The sequence below is a fragment of the Syntrophorhabdales bacterium genome (assembly GCA_035541455.1).
Taxonomy (GTDB): Bacteria; Desulfobacterota; Syntrophorhabdia; order Syntrophorhabdales; family WCHB1-27; genus JADGQN01.
In genome coordinates this window covers 1-19,149 of the sequence record DATKNH010000141.1, presented here as the reverse complement: position 1 = coordinate 19,149, position 19,149 = coordinate 1, and the positions used below count along the sequence as shown (strand labels likewise).

Annotated in this window: 16 protein-coding genes; 8 read left to right on the top strand and 8 right to left on the bottom strand. The window is 53.9% G+C overall.

Annotation, left to right across the window (positions count from 1 at the left end; genetic code table 11):
- Positions 1 to 120: 120 nt before the first annotated feature.
- The 3 genes from VMT71_15510 to VMT71_15500 all read right to left on the bottom strand — a co-directional run bounded on the left by VMT71_15510 (position 121) and on the right by VMT71_15500 (position 2,148).
- On the bottom strand, positions 121 to 1,299 hold the full coding sequence (locus VMT71_15510; GenBank protein ID HVN25380.1) for a transporter substrate-binding domain-containing protein: 1,179 nt from the start codon (positions 1,297 to 1,299) through the stop codon (positions 121 to 123).
- A 234-nt stretch (positions 1,300 to 1,533) separates the two neighbouring features.
- Positions 1,534 to 1,791 (bottom strand): DUF3303 family protein, encoded by a 258-nt coding sequence (locus VMT71_15505; GenBank protein HVN25379.1) that lies wholly within the window; start codon positions 1,789 to 1,791, stop codon positions 1,534 to 1,536.
- A gap of 138 nt (positions 1,792 to 1,929) precedes the next feature.
- Positions 1,930 to 2,148: a dodecin family protein gene (locus VMT71_15500; GenBank protein HVN25378.1), complete on the bottom strand. Its 219-nt coding sequence runs from the start codon at positions 2,146 to 2,148 to the stop codon at positions 1,930 to 1,932.
- A gap of 245 nt (positions 2,149 to 2,393) precedes the next feature.
- Between VMT71_15500 and VMT71_15495 the strand changes: the two genes are divergently transcribed.
- Together VMT71_15495 and VMT71_15490 are read left to right on the top strand one after the other, a co-directional pair.
- Positions 2,394 to 2,864 (top strand): ferritin family protein, encoded by a 471-nt coding sequence (locus VMT71_15495; GenBank protein HVN25377.1) that lies wholly within the window; start codon positions 2,394 to 2,396, stop codon positions 2,862 to 2,864.
- A gap of 25 nt (positions 2,865 to 2,889) precedes the next feature.
- Entirely contained in the window at positions 2,890 to 4,155 is a 1,266-nt protein-coding gene (locus tag VMT71_15490) for a Glu/Leu/Phe/Val dehydrogenase (protein HVN25376.1), read from the top strand.
- Positions 4,156 to 4,231: 76 nt separating this feature from the next.
- Here the strand turns inward: VMT71_15490 and VMT71_15485 are convergent, their stop codons facing one another.
- The gene (locus VMT71_15485) at positions 4,232 to 5,377 is read right to left on the bottom strand and encodes a hypothetical protein (GenBank protein HVN25375.1); all 1,146 of its coding nucleotides are present in this window, start codon (positions 5,375 to 5,377) and stop codon (positions 4,232 to 4,234) included.
- A 142-nt stretch (positions 5,378 to 5,519) separates the two neighbouring features.
- Between VMT71_15485 and VMT71_15480 the strand changes: the two genes are divergently transcribed.
- From VMT71_15480 to VMT71_15455, 6 genes are all read left to right on the top strand, one after another.
- Entirely contained in the window at positions 5,520 to 6,698 is a 1,179-nt protein-coding gene (locus VMT71_15480) for a heparan-alpha-glucosaminide N-acetyltransferase domain-containing protein (protein ID HVN25374.1), read from the top strand.
- A 75-nt stretch (positions 6,699 to 6,773) separates the two neighbouring features.
- On the top strand, positions 6,774 to 7,943 hold the full coding sequence (locus VMT71_15475) for a reductive dehalogenase (protein HVN25373.1): 1,170 nt from the start codon (positions 6,774 to 6,776) through the stop codon (positions 7,941 to 7,943).
- Positions 7,944 to 7,964: 21 nt separating this feature from the next.
- Positions 7,965 to 8,714, top strand: a complete 750-nt coding sequence (locus VMT71_15470) for a GntR family transcriptional regulator (protein HVN25372.1) — start codon at positions 7,965 to 7,967, stop codon at positions 8,712 to 8,714.
- The gene (locus VMT71_15465; protein HVN25371.1) at positions 8,711 to 9,733 is read left to right on the top strand and encodes a TRAP transporter substrate-binding protein; all 1,023 of its coding nucleotides are present in this window, start codon (positions 8,711 to 8,713) and stop codon (positions 9,731 to 9,733) included. Before VMT71_15470 ends, VMT71_15465 begins: the two co-directional genes overlap by 4 nt.
- Before the next feature lie 24 nt (positions 9,734 to 9,757).
- Positions 9,758 to 10,939: a reductive dehalogenase gene (locus VMT71_15460; GenBank protein ID HVN25370.1), complete on the top strand. Its 1,182-nt coding sequence runs from the start codon at positions 9,758 to 9,760 to the stop codon at positions 10,937 to 10,939.
- Positions 10,940 to 11,165: 226 nt separating this feature from the next.
- Positions 11,166 to 11,360 (top strand): hypothetical protein, encoded by a 195-nt coding sequence (locus VMT71_15455; protein ID HVN25369.1) that lies wholly within the window; start codon positions 11,166 to 11,168, stop codon positions 11,358 to 11,360.
- A 118-nt stretch (positions 11,361 to 11,478) separates the two neighbouring features.
- Here the strand turns inward: VMT71_15455 and VMT71_15450 are convergent, their stop codons facing one another.
- From VMT71_15450 to VMT71_15435, 4 genes are all read right to left on the bottom strand, one after another.
- Positions 11,479 to 15,099 carry an AsmA-like C-terminal domain-containing protein gene (locus tag VMT71_15450; GenBank protein ID HVN25368.1) on the bottom strand — a complete coding sequence of 1,207 codons (3,621 nt, stop codon included), beginning with the start codon at positions 15,097 to 15,099 and terminating at the stop codon, positions 11,479 to 11,481.
- Between the two features lie 184 nt (positions 15,100 to 15,283).
- Entirely contained in the window at positions 15,284 to 16,348 is a 1,065-nt protein-coding gene (locus VMT71_15445) for a hypothetical protein (protein ID HVN25367.1), read from the bottom strand.
- 49 nt (positions 16,349 to 16,397) lie between these two features.
- Positions 16,398 to 17,423 (bottom strand): DUF2950 domain-containing protein, encoded by a 1,026-nt coding sequence (locus VMT71_15440; protein HVN25366.1) that lies wholly within the window; start codon positions 17,421 to 17,423, stop codon positions 16,398 to 16,400.
- Positions 17,420 to 18,829: a DUF3300 domain-containing protein gene (locus VMT71_15435; protein ID HVN25365.1), complete on the bottom strand. Its 1,410-nt coding sequence runs from the start codon at positions 18,827 to 18,829 to the stop codon at positions 17,420 to 17,422. The genes VMT71_15440 and VMT71_15435 overlap by 4 nt, the downstream gene beginning before the upstream one ends.
- Positions 18,830 to 19,149: the final 320 nt, after the last annotated feature.

Here is a 19,149-nt window from a genome sequence, read left to right as displayed (position 1 = left end):
CACGTCGGGGGCGCTTCCTTTCTGGCGCTACGCTATTGCCGCTCGAAAGCTAGTGTCAGAGTGAGACATCTTAGGTCAACACTTCAGTAGGAAGGAAGTGTGCCTCCGTGATGGGGGCGCTTATCTCCTCTTCTTCAGCATGTGCTCAGCCGCCTTGACTTCGAAGCTTTCGCCCAAGCCGTAGCGTTTGAGCAGGACGACCCAATCGGGCTTTTCCATGAGGTTAAGCAGCGCCGCGTCTATTTTTCCGGACCATGAACTGCCCCACGGTAAACCAAACCCGAAGAGAAACCTCCTGAGCCCCGTGGGGATTACCGCTATCTTCCCTTTATAATCATGATCCTTGTAATAGCTGAGTGTTAATTCGTCATACAGGAACCCATCGATCTGTCGATCTACCACAGCGTTAATTGCAGCCTCTTCCCCGGGGAATAAGGTGTACTCTCCACCTAGCTCCTTGAGCAGAGCTGACTCCGCGCTGCCCCTGATGCCGCCAAGGTGCATCTGCCTCAGGCTATCTTCGTTGATGACTTCGATCCTTGCACGGCTCTCCGTGAGAGCGGCCGTGAGTGAAGCAATAAGGGCACTGAGGGCGATGGCACAGACCAGCATCCAGAGAAGGCCAAGGATCCTTGCCCATACTGACTTGAGGGCGATGCCGAAGCAGACCCCTGAAGCCAGCGTTGCACCAACCCAGTAAATGCCGGAACCTACTCCTTCTAGAGGACTTCCCCCGAAATGTTCAGGGTTGCTTTTCCGTTCAATGAGCCAGAAGAGGAACCCCAGGGCGCAGAGTATGAAGCAGAAAACCAGAGCTACCTTGAAGGTTCCCCAGGAGAGAAAGATCTTCATTGCAACCCACCAAGGATGAGCCGCCTTTTCAGGTAACATTGCCACAGCCAGTCTGGTGTTGCCAAAGGGAAAGGAATAGTGCATCCACCGTGCCCGTTCAGCCGTCACAAAAAATGCTTCAATGGACAGGTCGATGCTGCCTTGCTTCAGGCTGCTGAGAAGTTCATTGAAGGTCATCTCTTTCAGCACATAATTTACTTTCAACTCCTGAGCCACTGCCTTCCAGATGTCCAGGTTGACCCCGGCCCATTCACCATCCTTCTCCCTGAAGATATAAGGCGGGTCATGAACCACCCCGACAACCAGGGTGGGCATCACGGCAGCAGGAGCATCGGGCTGAGGCGCAGCTTGTGATACAGGCAATAGCGGCAACGTAAGAAGCCAACAGATGAACAGAGTGACGCAGATTTTACGGCCCGACCGACCCTGATAAGCTGTGTGTTTCATCACCACCCCACCTGGATTGATTATTGCACGAATAGCTGAAGTGGTCGACACTAAAGTTTCGGGAAGAAGCAGGTAAACGGCGGATTGTGCCTATGCATGACGCGTGAGGTGATATTGACCAGGGTAAGCATTACCCGCTGCAACGGAAATTAGTACGGAACATCTGCCTGACCCATCCAAAAAGAATGGATGGGTCATCTTCTATTTCGTTGCAGAGCCGCGCCCTCCGTCTCCCTACCCTCCGGCGAGCGCTTTGCTTTCACCAAAGGGATACACAGGAAACGTCTCGAATGTCAGGATGTCAAGCCACGCAGCGCGGCTCATGATCAAGCCCTTTGCATCCGTGTCAACAACGTTGATCGTGCGGCAGCCCTGCAGATCAATGAACTCACAAACCACCTTGATCCCTGCCGGCCATTCCCACTTCGCTCTGCGCTTCCTCACTTCCTGCTCATCCTTGGGATCCCACGTACAAATATTCATGAAAAACATATTGCACCCCCTCTCCGCTATCTCAGGGCATACCTGAATTCTTATCAGGCTCTTCTGTGAAGTGAACGGACGAGCAATCTTTCGGGGGCGGGTGTCGGGAGCATTCCCCGTGTTCAACCCGCCCGGGCCTCACGGCTGCTACCCCTTGGAAGGATGATACTTGAAAGAGACGTTAAGCCTCACACGATAGCCGGTCAGTTTCCCATTCTCGATAACCACATCCTGTTTGACTACCTCGGCTATCCTGAGATCGTCCAACGTCTTCGAGGCCATGTTGATGGCCGTTTTGGCTGCATCTTCCCATGAGGTTTCGCTCGTGCCCACCAGTTCTACGACCTTGTACACGCTACCTTCCATAACAGGCCTCCTTTTAGAGTTTGAACTGCTCTTTTATTTCAAGTATAGTACGCCCCCGGAATATGTCAACCATGAGCCACCTCTCGGCCCCCAACCACATTCCAACTCACGCGCTGCGGCCTGCAAAAAGCGCAGAACTTCAAACCTGATTGACAAACATAGCCTGCTGTGCCATACATTGAGGAAAGCTTGTGTTGTTCCAGCCATGACGGAACGAACTCCAATACAGAAGCGAGGGCTATCACATGACCATTCATGACGTGATTAACTTTGCAATCCGCATAGAAGAGAACGGTGAGCGATTCTACCGGGAAGCAGCAGAGATCATCACCAGCAAACCCGTAAGGGAATTATTTGAGAGGCTGGCGCAAGAAGAGATCGGACACAGGAAGACCTTCGAAAAACTTTTATCGGGTCTCGGCGACTATCAGCCGCCTGAGAGCTATGAAGGAGAGTATTTCGCATATCTGAAAGACTTCATAGATGGGAAAGCCATATTCAAAGATCATCCGCAAATCGGGCAACTGGCAAAGGCAAGTACCGTTGCGGGAGCGCTCGATTTCGCCATCCAGAGGGAGCTTGACTCGATCCTCTATTACCAGGAGATGAAGAAGTTTACAGGGGCCAGGCATGTCGATGTCATGGATACTATCATCGAGGAAGAGAGAACACATTTTGCGATTCTCTCTAAGTTACGAAAAGAAATGACCGGCTGAAGAGACTCTGGGGAAGGGGGCAACGATGGAGAGTGCAGAGCGAAGGATCAATCCCGCAGCGATGGCCATAAAGCAGGTGGAAACTGCAGCAGCGCGCATGCCGCACCTCGATAATGCGATACTGCAGAAGATCAAACATACGAAACGGGAAATCGTCGTCCACTTTCCCGTAAAGATGGATGACGGCAGCGTCCGCATATATACCGGCTATCGGATCCAGCACGATGATGCACGGGGTCCCTTTAAAGGCGGGCTTCGCTATCATCCCGACGTTGATCCCGACGAGGTGCGGGCGCTCGCTATGTGGATGACGTGGAAAGCAGCGGTCGTCAATATTCCCTTTGGTGGCGCCAAAGGGGGTATCCAGTGCAATCCCAAAGAAATGTCGCTCCGGGAACTTGAAAATATGACCCGACGCTTCACCTGGGAAATATCGCCATTTATTGGTCCGGAGAGCGATATCCCGGCGCCCGACGTCTATACTAACCCTCAGGTAATGGCGTGGATCATGGACACGTACAGCATCAGGAAAGGCTATTCGGTTCCCGGTGTCGTCACCGGTAAGCCGCTGGAGTTGGGCGGATCGTTGGGCCGCTATGAGGCGACAGGCAGGGGCGTCTTCATTACGGCATTAGAGGCGGCAAAACATCTGGGCATGCCGTTGGAGAACGCCCGTGTGGTTATTCAGGGAGCAGGCAACGTGGGCGGGATCGCGGCAAAATATTTTCGTCAGGCCGGGGGCAGGGTCATCGCCATTTCCGATTCCAGGGGAGGCCTCTATAATCCCCGCGGCCTTGATATAGATAAAGCTCTTGATTGCAAGAACCGTTATCAGTGCTTCATCGGCGGCGAGACGGAATCCGATGAGGTAAGCAATGAAGAGTTGCTCGAACTGGAGTGCGACGTGCTGGTGCCCGCAGCATTGGAAAGCCAGATCACGGAATATAACGCTGCAAGACTGCGCTGCCGGATGATTGTGGAGGGAGCCAACGGGCCGACAACGCCCGAGGCCGATGCCCTGCTCTTCGACCGCGGCGTCTTCATAGTACCAGACATTCTGGCCAACGCCGGCGGAGTGACGGTCTCTTACTTTGAATGGGTTCAGAACCTGCAGGAACTCTTGTGGACGGAAGACGAGATAGCCGAGAGACTGACGCGCATACTGGTCCGCAGTTTCTCAGAGGTGCTGGCCATCTCGCAAAAAGAAAAGACGGACATGCGAACCGCTGCACTCATGCTTGGGATAGGAAGAGTGGCCGAAGCGGTGAAACTGAGGGGAATCTTTCCGTAACAATCAATCGGTGTGCGCGCCGTTGGGGCATGCGCTTGATCACACGAACAACCTGTCCCGATGGCGGAAGTAAAGGTTAAAATTGCTCTTTGACGAGCGGCGCATTATCAATGCTCGTTTTGAGATACTCCAGCATAAGTTCTTCCATTATCTGTTCCCTTGGTATATTCGCGTACGATACTTGCTCGTCCACGTCGGCTTGTTTGACCTTTCCCATCTTGGCTGCTTTAGATCGCACCGCCTGTTGCAGGGCACTATATCTCTTCATCAGCTCTGGCGCAGGCATAGTTGAAAGCCGCTGGTAGGCCGAGACGATCTGATTCGAGGCAGGCAGGCGGGGAGATTCCAGCACCAGTTTACAATCTCGGGCAAACCGTTCCAACCCCCTGAGGATGTGTGCTGTCTTCACAAAGTTCGTTCCAATCCAGCCCGCAGAAAGCCATTGAAAGACAGCAGCCCTGACCACACCCGGCGTCGTGTCTGATTCCGCGTAGACACCAACGGAAAAATAGTCATAGATATACGATTTGACCCATCCCAAGCCTGTTTTCGGGGTACCGGGTTCGCCTGAGTAATAATAGGCCCATTCAGTGTCGTCCCCCAGAATAAAACCCTTTTTCCCCACATTCGACTTGTCTATCTGTTTTGATATGGAGAAGAGTACCTGCCGTCCTTTGTGGTTGAAAAGAACCAGCGTCCTTTTCAGATCATACTCATGATACACACCGCTGTTGAGATCAGGCGTGTCGCATTCGCGCTGCATAGCATGAATCACGACGGGAGCCGCCGACGGAGCGACAGGTTCCCAGCTGTTCGGGAATTTATGACTCAGATCCCGAGGACTGGTCCATGTGGAATAGCGCAGAGAGGATGGCCTCGTAACCGCCGGTGGAATCTGCGGATTGTAGGAGTACTCTATGAACCGGGGAAGCGTGACCTTCACGTCAAACTCATGATAAGCTCCTGTACAATCCTTCGCTTTCGGGAGCTCATATACCCTCGTCTGTTTTAGACTGAGGACGTAATCTGCGACGGTAGCGGCGGCGTTCCCGTCAAAGCCAACTTTGGGGTCTGCACAAAACTCGACCACCTGCAGGGCTGCGCTGCTGGCAGGGCCGGAGAGGACCGGGGGAGAGGAAGCCACAACGGGTCGACACATCGCGATTGACAACAGCCAGAGAACAATGTAACCAGATAATCGCAGGAAATGGTGACGCATCATAAGGGGGAGCTCCTTTTTATTGACGAACAGCATACGGTTAGCGGCCTGCCCTGTCAATGAAATAGTTACCGTGAAATAGTTACCGTGCCCTTGTTCCCGTGGATAGTTGCTTTGGAATGGGCACTGACGAAATGGTTACATTATGAACAAGATGATTAACCCTTCGGTTACCACTGGTCGGCGCCTCATGGCACTGGACGTCCACAGGGGTCTCATCATCATACTCATGGCGATTGACCACGCCAGCTACTTCATCGCCAGGGTCCATTCCCGCGAGTTATGGGGCGTGTCTTTACCTGTTTATCCGGATGCGTTGTGGTTCTGGACCAGGTGGGTCACGCACCCTTGCGCGACTGGGTTCTTCTTCCTGATGGGCATCGGCATGGCATTTCTTGCGGATGCGCGTCGCGGCGCCGGATGGAACGAAGGTCGGATTACTCGCTTCTTTATCATTCGGGGTTTCCTGCTCATGCTCTTACAGCTACTCTCAGAGAATACTGCATGGATGCTGGGAGGGATGTCTGCCCACGCCGGCGCTTTTGTGGTCAGGGGCGGCCCCATGCCGGGGGGAGGCACCGGCGGCATGATCTACCTGGGTGTTTTGTTTGCGCTCGGCGGATCACTGGTATTCTGGGCATTCATGCGGAGGATGTCTTCATGGGCAGTCACAGCCGTCAGTGTCGCCGCAATACTATGCACGCAAGTGGTAACGCCCGGCCCTGACCGCGCACACACGCTCTATTCGCCCTTGATAACAGCACTCCTTATTCCCGGATATAACAATACCTTCGCAGTGCTCTACCCCGTCATACCCTGGCTCGGCGTGACAGGTTTCGGGCTGCTCATGGGAAGACTGCTTCAACGGCAGCTACAAAAGGCCGTGGCAGTGGCTCTCCGGGCGGGCATTGGATTGCTGGCCTTATTCATCGTTATACGACTGGCTGGAGGATTCGGCAACCTTAATGTCATACCTCCCGGATGGATGGGGTTTCTCAACCTGGTGAAGTATCCGCCCAGCCTCGCTTTTCTTACGGCGACTCTTGGCCTCAATCTCCTCTTCATCGCCTCGTGGGGTCGGCTGGATGCGCATATCCACAGCACGTGGAATCCGCTGGTACTATTCGGAAGGACAGCGTTGTTTTTCTATCTCATCCACCTATGGGTGTACGCGCTTCTCGGGCTGCTCTTCAGGAATGGCGCCGGATTAGCTGTCATGTACGCTTTCTGGCTGATCGGTCTGGCAATCCTCTATCCACTCTGCTACAGGTACAATCGCTTCAAGCAGAAAAAACCCGCGGGGTCTCTCTGGCGATTCTTCTGATCGCCCTGACCGTTTTAGCTTGACAGTCGATGCTGGCCCTCTCTATAATAGGTCAGACCTATGGTGGAGGTGTCTATGAGCGGCTATCACAAACGGGAGCTGGACAACTTTCCGATGCACACGATAACGAGAGTTGACCGTCCTACGACTGTCATACATGACAATGAGGTGAAGAGAGTCGACGAGCGCGACAGCGGCTTTAATAAAGCGGCAGCCGGCGTGTGGGGCCCTATTCTCGCCAAGGAACGGCCACGGTTTGTCATGAAGCACCCTCTCTCGGGCGCGCTGGGTAGCATGCAGCTATTCCTGCGGGATATCGTCGACGGCATGGTCGCGAAGCAGAAGGCGCCTTTGCCGGAAAACCCGGCAGTGCTGGCGCGCCACATCAAGGAGACGGCATACTTTCTGAGGTCAGACGCGGTCGGCATCTGCAAGCTTCCGCCTTACGCGGTCTACACCAATTCCTTCCCCAATGGCGAACCGGTAGAGTGTAACCATACGCACGCCATTGCCGTTATCGTTGACCAGGACTACCGGACATCGCATGCCACCAATGGCCACAACTGGATCAGCAATTCCATGAGCTTCCTGGCCTATTCGGCATCAGGCTTTATCGCTTGCATCCTCGCCGAGTATATACGGCGACTGGGGTATCCCGCCCGGGCACACCACGCGCGAAACTACCAGATCGTGCTCCCACCCATTCTCCTGTGGGCAGGCCTCGGCGAAATGTCGCGGATCGGTGACTGCGTGCTCCACCCATTCCTGGGGCCGAGGTTCAAGGCCTCTGTAGTCACGACAGATCTCCCGATGGAAGTCGATAAGCCAATAGATTTCGGCTTACAGGATTTCTGCTCCAAGTGCAAGAAGTGCGCTCGCGAATGCCCTTCCGGTGCGCTGAGTGACGGAGGGAAAGAGATGTACAACGGCTACGAACGCTGGCCAAGCAACATCCGTAAATGTACCAGTATGCGCGTCGGGAACCAGCACGGTTCAGGCTGCGGCACGTGCATCAAGGCCTGCCCCTGGAATAAGCCGTACACACCTTTTCACAGGGCTGTGGGCTGGGCCATGCGCCATTCCGCCCTGGCACGAAGCATGGCCATCTGGGGAGATGATTTGATGGGGTACGGCAAGGCGCATCCTGAGGAGCAGTGGTGGTTTGATCTGGAAGAGGTAGACGGCGTGATGCAGCTACCGAGGAAGTACAGTGGAAAACATTTGTGGGCCGCCGACGATGAGTAGCACTGGCACTGAGGAGCGTTGATGTTTGAGCCGCTGGAAAAAAGGCGTTATTCAGAACAGATTGCCAATCTGATCCGGCAGAGGATATTCAGCCAGGACCTTGAGAATGGCGCAAAGCTGCCCCCGGAGCGGCAACTCGCGCTTGAGCTCGGTGTGAGCCGTTCGGTCGTCAGGGAAGCCATGCGCGTGCTCGACGCCTCAGGCTACGTGAGCGTGCGCAAGGGACCTCGAGGCGGCATCTTTGTTTCGCAAGTCTATCACAAGCCCATCAGCGATTCCCTCAAGAATCTCACGGTCCACGGTCAGATCACCGTGGACCATCTCTTTGACGTTCGCCTTCAGATAGAGCCGTTCATGGCGATGGAAGCAGCACGCCACGCCACGACGACGGATATCAAACGCCTGCATGATCTGATGGCTGAAGCGGGCCGCTGCATCGATGACGCGGCAGTGCTCAAGCAGAAGAACATCCTGTTCCATATTCTGCTCGGCGAGGCATCGGCCAATCCGGTCTCTGCCATGTTCATGAAATCGATCGCGGAGATTCTCAATGAGGTCGCTTACAAATTCCTGGATATTTCCTGCGAGCGCGTTTTCTACAAGACACATGCAAGAATCCTGAAGCTTGTATCAGACCGCAAGCCACAGGAGACCATGAAGCTGGTGAAGGAAGATATTCTGGATGTCCGAAAGAGGTTGAGCAAGGCTCTGCAACAAGGCAACGGGGCACGGACCCCGTCGCCACATCAACGCACCGGGGGGGACGTATGAAAAATCGAGTGTGGATAAGAATGATGGTTGTGGCCTTTATTGGAAGTATCGTGTTGAGTGCATACCCTGCCTATGCCCAGGAAGTGATCACGTTGCGGTATGCGCATTTTATGCCGCCGCCTACCGCACAGGCCATGAATTCGGAGCAGTGGTGCAGGGAGGTGGAAAAAAGGACCAACGGTAAAGTGAAGATAACCTTCTACCCGGGCTCGACTCTCATGCCTGCGCCCCAGACGTACGACTCGATCGTAAAAGGGATCGCCGACATCGGCTGGTCCATCATGAGCTATACCAGGGGGAAATTCCCTCTTACCGAAGTGATCGACCTGCCTCTCGGCTATAAGAGCGGCTACGCCGCGACAAAGCTCATCAACGCCTATTATGACAAGTTCAAACCAAAGGAGTTCGATGAAACAAAAGTCCTCTATCTTCATGCCCATGGTCCCGGCATCCTCACCACCAAGAAAGCAGTTAATAAGCTGGAAGACCTGAGGGGTATGAAGATACGGTCTACCGGTCTGAGCGCGAAGATAGTGCAGTCGCTGGGTGCAGCTCCCGTGGGGTTACCCATTACAGAGACGTATGATGCTCTTTCAAAAGGGGTGGCCGAGGGCGTGCTGATGCCTGTGGAAGGACTTCACCAGTGGAAACTCGCGGAGGTGACAAAATTCACCACCGAGAACTATGGCTCTGCATACTCGACCGGTTTTTTCTGCGTCATGAACAAGAACAAGTGGAATGCGCTACCTCCCGATGTTCAGAAGACTATAGAAGCCATCAACGTGGAATGGATCGAGAAGACGGGTAAGCTCTGGGATACGATCGACGTGGAAGGCAAGGAATGGGCACTGAAGCAGGGGCACAAATTCATTCAGCTGCCGAAGGAAGAAGATGCGCGATGGAGCGAGAGAATGCGGCCGATCCTGGACGACTACGTAAAAGCAATGAAGGAGAAGGGGCTGCCCGGAGACCAGGCGTTGAAATTCTGCCTCGACAATTTAAAGACTTACCAGAAATAGGTCCGTTTCAAAAGAGGAGGCGCTATGAGTGGCTACCACAAACGGGATTGGGAACCTTTCCCGATGCACACAATAAAGAAAGTCGACCGTCCTACGACAGTAATCAACGAAAAGGAAGTCCAGAGAGTGCGAGAACGGGAAAGCGGCTTTCATAAGGCTGCTGCCGGCGATTACGGTCCAGTTCTCAAAAGGGAGTTTCCGCGTTTTGTACCTAAGCATCCCCTTTCGGGTGCACTGACATGGATGAGAAATGCGATGAGGCCACTCGTAGACGGTGCATATGCCGCTCACGTGGCTCCTATCCCGAAAGACCCTGCAGCACTCACCCGTCACATAAAAGAGACCGCCTATTTCCTGAGGGCCGACGCAGTAGGTGTATGCGAACTGCCTCGCTATGCGGTCTACAGCCACAAATTCGATTTCATGAAGCCCCAAGAGGGCGAGGTCCCGGTGGAGCTGAACCACAAGTACGCTATCTCGGTCTTGATCGATCAGGACTACAAGACGTCCCAGGCCTATTCAGGAAGCGACTGGATCAGCAATGCGATGAGTATGATGTCCTATGCCACGTCCGGCTTCATCGCAATTATAATCGCGGATTACATTCGAAGACTCGGCTACCCTGCAAAAGCTCACTACGCGCCCTTCTACGACGTGGTGCTGCCGCCACTCATTCTGCTCTCAGGCCTTGGGGAGATGAGCAGGATCGGCGATTCCGTGCTTCACCCCTTCCTCGGCCCCCGCTTCAAGGGCGCTGTGGTGACCACGGACATGCCCCTCATGCCGGACAAACCCATCGATTTCGGACTGCAGGATTTCTGCTCCAAGTGCAAGAAGTGCGCACGTGAGTGCCCCAGCGGCGCAATAAGCGACGGAGGCAAGGAAATATTCAACGGCTATGAAAAATGGCCCATGGACAAGAAGAAGTGCACGGGCATGCGAGTCGGTAACCAGAGAGGCTCGGGTTGCGGCACCTGCATCAAGGTCTGTCCGTGGAGCAAACCGTACACACCCTTTCACAGGGCTGTGGGCTGGGCCATGCGTCATTCCGGTGTGGCCCGGAGCCTCGCGATCTGGGGAGACGATATTCTCGGATACGGGAAACCGGACTACAGCAGGAAATGGTGGTTCGATCTTGAAGACGTGGCCGGGGATGGGATTTTGCAAACTCCTGCCAACAAGAAGAGCGAATTCGAACAGAGGTGAGAAGAGGGGTACGCCATAAAGATCAGAAAGCGGCACGCTGAAGGGTGCTGCGAACCAGGGCAATCGACGACGTTTCTGTCGGATAAACGATTACATTTCGACATTTTTGTATTTCCTCGAATGGCGCTGGACGCGTACAATGCCGTTTTGCGCAGTTTCCGGATCCTGCTGCCCCGGCACGGCTATTGCAATTTTGTGCGGACACAATAGCTCAGGAGGAAGCATCATGGCAGCATCGGATCGGACAAGTATCACCCTAACGTGTGGTAAGTGCGGCTCAAAGGCGGTTGTGAGCGAAAAAGAGCATAGCAATGCGATCACGCAGAGGATCTCTGCAATCAGGTGTTTGATTTGCGGCAACAGGCAGGAACCGGGAGCGCCCTGCCGTTGGCCTTTTTTCGATGAGAAAGCGGCAGCGTAGGCCCCGATGGTTTCTCGCGCTTCCCGCGGAGGGCTGTGCGCGAGGATCTTCGGGACTAAAAAGGGGCCAGACATTTCTGTTGACCCCTTTTTGTGCGCTTTCAAGTATGCATACCGCGTCAAGGTGAACTCTTTTTCTCCTCTCCGGGCAGCAGCGGCTGTATAACATCCAGGGGCAGCTCGAAAAATCTCTTCACCGTGTCAAGCAGACCCGCACCAACTGCCGATGGGGAGAAGGGAGTAACGTCGGGATTCTCCAGGTTGCCCCTCACCCTGACAGGAATTGCAACGAGTCTTCCGGCCATAACGTATCGGACAAGAGGGATGAACCTGATGATCTTGTCCAGGGTCCTGAACGGGACCACCAGGACCACCGCATCGATCTTCTTCTCCACCAGGTTTATCTCCCCGTTAAATATGAGATCTACCGAGGGAGCGTCCACAAGCGCTTCTTTGATGGAGAGTTTGCCATCCTCTAGCTTCCCGTTCGCCTTGATGGTGTAATACGAAAATCCTTGTTTCCTCAAATCACCGATACGTACAAGCCCGGTAGGGCTGAGAACCTCAAAGATTTTTGCGAGCAGCCCGTACCGGTCAATACGCCCTTTCTTTGCATCGAATTCAATAGTGCCCTTGAGAGCGCCGAGCAGGCTTTCCGCTTCCCCCTTACCGGAAATGTCCGCGCTCAGAGAAAAACGGCCGGTCACTTCTGTCGTACCCGATAAACAGGCTAGCGTCTGGCGCAGGTCCTGGTCCTTTGCCCGTGGCTGAGCGCGAACCTCAACACCATTCGGAAAAACATCCAGGATACCGAAGGTATCCACGCCGCAAAGATCAGCCTGCATGATGCCGATGCTTATCTTTTCAGGAGCAAAAATTATGTTCGCGTACACAGGGCTCCACCTGTACTTGCCCCAGGTCACTTGATCCGACTCGACCCTTAGCGTGCCCTTGAGGGGTACGTCCCAGAAGGACCTCTTTTCGCTCTTGCCCGCCGCTTCCGCCAGGATTCGATCCAGGTCAAGCCCGGCCGTGAAGGCGTTCATATCAAACACAAATCCGTCCTGCAGAAAATCTACATGCCCTTCCGTTCTGACTCTCTGTTCCCACACAACAATTTCCGAACCCACGATGAATCGGTTACCCTGTGCACTAAGCGAGAGCGTCTCAATCTTCACCGGATTGTTCCCGTAAGGATACCGTAGACCTGTGCCCTGCATCTCTCCCTGGGCCATTGAGTTGAAAGGTTGATCAAAAACGATGTGAGCCGATAGGTTCCCTTTAAGCCCGCCCGTGACAAATTCATTTTTTGCTAAGAGTTGATTCAATGTAGTTCCCGTAAGGGTTCCCTTAAAAGAAAGGTCCATCTCTCTCTTCTTCATATGAAAAGACAACGATGCGTCCGATTGCCCATCTTTGATAACCAGACGCTTTATAACCAATTCGCCCCGGTCAGAGAGCACATCGATAGAGAGCTCAGGGCCATGGTGTACCCGCATGTTCCCGGACAATGATGTCTTACCATCCCTCTCCCAGATTACGTGCTCCTGGGATAGAGATAGTGGTGAACGGGTTTTTAGTTGGGACGGCATATTAATGAAATCAGATACGCGCAGGTACGTCTGCTCCCCAATGTCTCCGTCCACCGTCACCTCTGCCCTGTCGATCCCTTGAAGGTAATGACTTAGAACACCGGAAATTTTCACTGACGAATCCCGATAATCTACCTCGATGGTGGAAAAAGAGAGCTGCTCGGGCTCTGCCTTGAAGGTGCCACTCGCCAGTAGCGCAGGGTCGTGTAGTTCAGGTGATGAGAGTGTAGCATTCTGCACGCCGCCTTCCACATGAAACTGCAGGCTTTCAGGCTTCGTCATCACTCCCCTCATCTGGACGGTGTCGATTTTCATGGTGCCCTTTGCAGAATCGACTGTTTTGAGAAGGCCCTGCAATGATTGGAATGACGCAAGCCAAGGATATATCTCGTCGAGAAGAATCGAAGCTGCGCACGAGGTGACATTTAAGCGGGGCTCCTTCTCAATGCTTATCTCTCCTGTGAGCCGCGAGAAGGAGGACTTCCCTGCCCTACCGGAAAGGTTCTCGACCATGATTCTCCCCTTGGCATCATCGTAGAGGAATCTTCCATTCGCCTCGATCGGGTAAGGAAATCTTTCATACTCTGCGCGAAGGGAAAAGTTTTTGACGTCCACGTACACGTCGGTTTCTCGTTTGGGCCGATCCAAAACCAGCAGCCCTGAGGCGTCGCCCCGTACCTCCTTTATCAGGTCAAGCTCCTGGGTAAAGTCCTTGTCCTCCACCACCTCCTTGAGAAACCCGGGGACATGCGCCACATCGGCCTTCACAAAGACCTCGAGATGAAACAGAGTGGGGTCGCTGTCTAAATCTATCCGCAATGACCCGGCGCTTCCGTGGGCACTCCCCAGCCGAGCTTCGCTATCTTTTGCTTCAAGGATACCTCGCGAGATCATCGCACTGCCCGTAACGTCTTCCAGATCGAGGTACGGCTCGTCGATTACGATGTTTCCCCCTGTCATGTTACCCTTGATGACAATATTCTCTTCCTTTGCCAGGTCACTCAACAAACGACCGTGAGACGTGAGCGTCATCACCGGTATTCTGCCTTTTCTTACAATCTCAAAGATCGACTGCACCGTATGCGAATGGCCGCCCAGGAAGAGCGCGGTTGAGCGCACCGATTCCACGTCGATCTCTTTGCCACGCAGTTCCAGGGCCGCCCCTTCGGAAGCAGTACCGGAACTCATGGTGGCCGAAACTGCCAGTTGGGGGTAGACGCTCGTCAATTCATTGAGAGAGATCCTGGTTATATCTCCGTCCTTACGCAATGCACCTTTCAAGCTGATCTTTTTGAGCGTGAGGTTTTGCTGACCTTTTCGCAACGTTGCACCGGGCAGACCGCATTGCACCTCAGCGTGAAGCGATTTCTCGCCTTCTGCGCCGAAATTGACACTGAAACTCAACTCTGTATCTTCTATGCGAGGTGTCAAGTGAGGGAACAGATTTTGCGTAATGAGATCAGGCCTCAACTGTGCCGCGTCCAGATGCCCCTCGCCCTTCAACTCACCGGGCTTGATTGAAACGCTCATCGAGAAGCGCTTCCAGACGTTCGAGTTGGAACCGACTTGCATAGTTAGTCTATCTCCGGGGAATGTGATCCGGGCTTCTACATCGCGAAACCAAAAAGCAGATTCTTTCATTCTGAGGAGTGTGAGACTTCCTTTTTCGACCGAGATAACAAGACCGGGCTCTTTGTCTGTTATCTGGCGAACTATAGCCGCGAGTTCGTCGTCAATCGCCTTCAACGAGAATTGATCCATTCCTTTCATCTTCCCGAAATCGTCGGGCAGGCTTGCCCGCACGTCCGGCCCTACCAGGCTAAGCCGCGCAATCCGGGCCTTTCCACGCAGAAGAAAACCTATGTCCGGATAAATCGATAAGAAGCTGAATGTTCCCGATATTTTCTCCGGGACTGTTATCTTTCCATTCTGGAAAGTAATCGAGGGACGCGGAAAAAAATGAACATCGATTTTTTCTATTTCTACTGCGCCGCCTGTTGCCTTTGAGAACTCAGCGATAATTCTTCCCTTAACGGATTCGAAGTTGACGATTTCCGGGGCGATAAAAATCAGAACGAGGATAAAAAAGAGCGCCAGAACCCCTGCTGCTGCCGCGAGCCATAGAATTGCTTTCGATGACTTCGTCATAAAAGAGTGCTGCCTCTCCTCCGTAACTCCCATATAGAGCAATCAGCCGTTATTCTGTGCCTATTCATCTTAGTCTATAGCTGCTTATAAGGTAAAGCGCTTTTCGTACCTTTGCCGCTGAAAACTAAAAAGGCAGGGAAGAGAAGATACCCTGCCGCGCCAAAAGGTTGGACGATTACTAGTTCTAGCCTGTGGGAATCGTTACTATGGGAGCCACCCCTTTTTCGCCGGTCTCTACAAGCGTGAAAACGAACATCAAAAATGAAAATATTTTTTTCGACATCAGGTCTTTGTCGTCGATCCAGAAATAGGAGTTCCTGTAAGGTATCGAGACAAAGGCATCATCCGGTTTTTTGGATGAGCTTTGAATACGGACCAGAGGACGGACCTTTTCACCACCAGCCGTTTCTTCGAATGTGGGGGAAACCCGCCTTTCCTGCAGGTCTCGCTCGGGGACTTCAATGTTCGTAGAAAGATCGATGAGGACTTCAAGTATCGACCTGGTCAAGAGGGCAATCTCTTTATCGTTCTGGGGAATGGCTCCGTAGACCACCTGGAAGTCGCTCGTATGAGGATCAACACCCAGCAAGTTCCGGACCTCTTCAGAGAGAGCCTCAACCTCAGGATCCCGTTTCCCGCGTATGACTATCAGCGCCGCTGCTTCCTTATCGATCTTTGTGAACCTCATCCCTATGCCGCCGGCCAGCTGGATCTTCCGCATCTTTTCAATCAGAGAGTAGAACTCTGGATCGGCGGCACGAGCCCGTGCATCACCTCCAAAACGATTGCGGATCCCGTTAACCTCGTGCACCAACGCCCGGAACACCAAATCCACGGGGTAGCCGCCTTGCATCAGGCTGAGAATTGCAGAAGGGGGAATGGGGGACATCATGCTGCGGGCAAATTTATCCCCGAGGATGGGCGTGAACGTGATTGTCGGTCGATCCACGTACTGCCCCATTGTGCCGAGCGTTTGAGAGCTGCTGGAGGGCTGCTGCGTCATGGTAGCGCCCAGGTTGATCTGCGCTGCAATCTGGTACTGGCTGATCACCGATGATACGTCCATAAACACCGGAGCATCTCCATAACGTATCTTTACCAGGTTGAAGAGCATCTGGCGCTTCCAGGAATCAGAGATGGCTTCAGTATAATCGAAACGGTCACGCGACACAGTCAGCGGCCCGAATCCGGAGCAACCGGCGAAAAAAAGAGGTATCAGGACCAGAAGGGCCTTTATTATTTTCTTCATTGCCGGAACACTCTTTCCCTCGCTGCTCCGCTCCGGGCGGTTGACACACCTACTTCACTTTCTTCCACGTGCTGTCCGGGTCGAATTTCTCCATTGCCTGGGCTATCTTTGCCGTATTTTTTCCGAGATTTTTCTGATAGACCACGCCGTCCTGATTGACGACGAAGGTCATCACGCCGGAGTTGCCATACTTGGCGGGATACGCCACGAGGGCAAATCCACCGATCATCTTGCCATCTACAACGTAATCGTACGCACCGCCGGGAGCATTCGACCCTTGGGCCTTCAATATTCTGTAGTAGTATCCGTGATACGGGGTACGTTCATCAGTGGTTTGTCTCGGGGTTTGCTTCCTTCCATAGCCTTCTTTTGAGGCCTCGGCAACGAGTGGGCCCAGCGGGCTCTCCTCCTCACCTTCCTTGGTGTCCCAATAAAGACCATCTCTTTGGCCCGGTGTGCTCCTGAACTTCTGTGCATACTCAAGGAGACCATTCTTGTCACGGTCCTTCCGGGCATATTCATGCTGGGCGTCAACATACACCAGGCAGGTTTCGATTGTGGCCAATTCGTTCCTGCCAATTCGTCTCGCAAGGATCTCATGCTTTCCGGCTTTGGTGTCAAAGCGCCAGCTCTTGCCGATCTTTTCGATAGGGATTGGGAACGGCCAGTCATCGTTCCCCACGTGAAGAACGACCTTCTTCTCGCTAAGTTGCTGCAAGCTGTTCTTTTCTTCGTAATGACGGACAAACTCTTCGGCCGCTGTCTTGTCTGCTACAGGGTCTCCGGACGAGACAAGGTCTTTGCTTCCAGGACCAAAAATGGCCATCAAAGCATGGGTGTCGCCTCGTTTTGCCGCGTCTATCAAGCTCTTGATAGCATCATCGGGCGACTTAAAAGTCTTCTGTACGGGCGCAGCTGCCTGGGCCTGGCCGAATGTAAACATAAAGAGCGACCCTGCACAGAGACAAAGTACCGCAGCGAATCTGCTCACGTGTTTTCGTACGTTTACGGATGCGTATATGGACATCGGCTTTCCCTCCATTGGAGAATGGTAGTGTTGGACTATGCTTTTCATCTGCGTCCACCTCCGCGTCCTCCGCCGCCACCTGCACGTCCGCCACCGCCAAGGCCTCCTCCGCCTGAACGTCCTCCACCACCGGAGCTGCCGCTGCTGAGTCCGCCACCGCCGCCGGAGCCGCCGCGTCCACGGTCAGAGGCGAGACTCTGGTTACCGCGATTGCTGGCCTGTCTTGTATCACTACCTCGGTTATAACCTCCAAACGCGTTGTCTCTCCCCGGCCCAGCCTGCCCGCGGGACCCGCCTAATCCGCCTCGATCACCTCCAGCTGGTTGCTGCGAAGGCTGACGACCCAAACCATCTCCACGGGAGCCACCCGCTCCGCCTCGATCAGGGCCACGGGCCGGTTGCTGCGAGGCCTGAGAACCACCGATCCCCTGGCCCCGTCCTCCGGCGCCGTCACGACCTGCGAAGTTCTGCCTCATATCATTAGAGACCCGGGGTTGCTGCCCGAACCTGTTGGCGGTTCCCTGGTCGCGGTATGCAACGCCTCTGCGATTCTCCGGGTTGTGCTTCCACTCGCCGCGGCCACCCTGTCCGTTCGTCACCTTGTTCTGATAGTTGTTGCGGTTGATGTTGTTATTAATGTTCTGATTGCGCCAGACGTTCACATCCACATCACCGCCATGCCAGTTACATCCGCCCCACGCGTAACCCCAGGCTGCGCCCGCAGCCACACCGGCCGCAAAAGAGAATGCCATTGCCCCATACGGATAAGCGTAGACAGGAGGCGGGGGGTACGCAGGATATGCCCACACGCCGTAGACTACCGTTGGATTGTAGGTAGGTACATAGATGACCTGAGGGTTTGCAGGCTGGATTACAATGACCTGCTGAGGTGGCGCTGATGGCGGTGGTTGTGACGGCACACCTGCGCCCGAGGGCTGTGCTGCCTCATAGGCTGTATCGACCTTCACTACCTGCTCTTTCGTGGTCTTGAGGTTGCCCGCATCATAAGCCTTCTTTCGAAGTCTCTGTACCGCAGCCATCACGTCCTTCTGCTGAGCGAGGACAGCATCTCCCAGTTGCTGCGTCCAGTCGAGCTTCTCATTCATCATGTTCAAAACTTCAGGGAAGTTCACGAGCGATCTGACGCTGGGGTCCCAGTTCTGCTGCTCGAGGGCTTTGGCCAATTGATCACCCTTCAGGCCGGGATTTGCTTTGACCCAGCGCGCCGCCTGGACAATTTCCAGGGGATACGTCGAGGCCATAAAAATTTGCGCCAGAAGTTCATCAGGGTAGAGCGCAATAGGAGAAACGATCTGCTCTAACTGTTCCGGTTTAAATAACGGCGCCCCGCTTGTTTGCTGCGTTGACTGCTGGGCAAAAGCGCCCGTGGGTGCTGCCATCCACAGGACAAGCCACCACACCAAAATGACGTGTACTACCCTCGGTGCATTCATCGTCGCCTCTCTTTTTTCCTTGTATCAGCCTGAAAGGTTTAAAAAACATTCCTGCCAGATTGCGTGTCCAAACGAAAGTCCATTCCCTCTCTTTTTACAGCTAGCAGTTAGATGCAAGAAGCCCGACCTTGGCCAGGCCGGGCGTTCCTGCATCAGGACAATTATGCGTGGTCACTTACTTCTGCAAAGGCTCGAAGTGGTCTCTCCTGTTCTTCGCCCAGCAGTCCTCGTTGTGCTCGGTGCAGACGGGCCGCTCCTTGCCGTAGCTTATGGTGTCGAGCAGGCTCTTATCGATGCCGAGGCCGGTGAGGTAGTTCTTG

Bases quoted from the DNA above. Each gene is read 5' to 3' on its own strand.
- VMT71_15460 (HVN25370.1), top strand. From the start codon at position 9,758: ATGAGTGGCTACCACAAACGGGATTGGGAACCTTTCCCGATGCACACA.
- VMT71_15455 (HVN25369.1), top strand. From the start codon at position 11,166: ATGGCAGCATCGGATCGGACAAGTATCACCCTAACGTGTGGTAAGTGC.
- VMT71_15475 (HVN25373.1), top strand. From the start codon at position 6,774: ATGAGCGGCTATCACAAACGGGAGCTGGACAACTTTCCGATGCACACG.
- VMT71_15500 (HVN25378.1), bottom strand. From the start codon at position 2,148: ATGGAAGGTAGCGTGTACAAGGTCGTAGAACTGGTGGGCACGAGCGAA.
- VMT71_15490 (HVN25376.1), top strand. From the start codon at position 2,890: ATGGAGAGTGCAGAGCGAAGGATCAATCCCGCAGCGATGGCCATAAAG.
- VMT71_15440 (HVN25366.1), bottom strand. From the start codon at position 17,423: ATGAAAAGCATAGTCCAACACTACCATTCTCCAATGGAGGGAAAGCCG.
- VMT71_15505 (HVN25379.1), bottom strand. From the start codon at position 1,791: ATGTTTTTCATGAATATTTGTACGTGGGATCCCAAGGATGAGCAGGAA.
- VMT71_15485 (HVN25375.1), bottom strand. From the start codon at position 5,377: ATGATGCGTCACCATTTCCTGCGATTATCTGGTTACATTGTTCTCTGG.
- VMT71_15435 (HVN25365.1), bottom strand. From the start codon at position 18,829: ATGAATGCACCGAGGGTAGTACACGTCATTTTGGTGTGGTGGCTTGTC.
- VMT71_15465 (HVN25371.1), top strand. From the start codon at position 8,711: ATGAAAAATCGAGTGTGGATAAGAATGATGGTTGTGGCCTTTATTGGA.
- VMT71_15480 (HVN25374.1), top strand. From the start codon at position 5,520: ATGAACAAGATGATTAACCCTTCGGTTACCACTGGTCGGCGCCTCATG.
- VMT71_15470 (HVN25372.1), top strand. From the start codon at position 7,965: ATGTTTGAGCCGCTGGAAAAAAGGCGTTATTCAGAACAGATTGCCAAT.
- VMT71_15450 (HVN25368.1), bottom strand. From the start codon at position 15,099: ATGACGAAGTCATCGAAAGCAATTCTATGGCTCGCGGCAGCAGCAGGG.
- VMT71_15495 (HVN25377.1), top strand. From the start codon at position 2,394: ATGACCATTCATGACGTGATTAACTTTGCAATCCGCATAGAAGAGAAC.
- VMT71_15445 (HVN25367.1), bottom strand. From the start codon at position 16,348: ATGAAGAAAATAATAAAGGCCCTTCTGGTCCTGATACCTCTTTTTTTC.
- VMT71_15510 (HVN25380.1), bottom strand. From the start codon at position 1,299: ATGAAACACACAGCTTATCAGGGTCGGTCGGGCCGTAAAATCTGCGTC.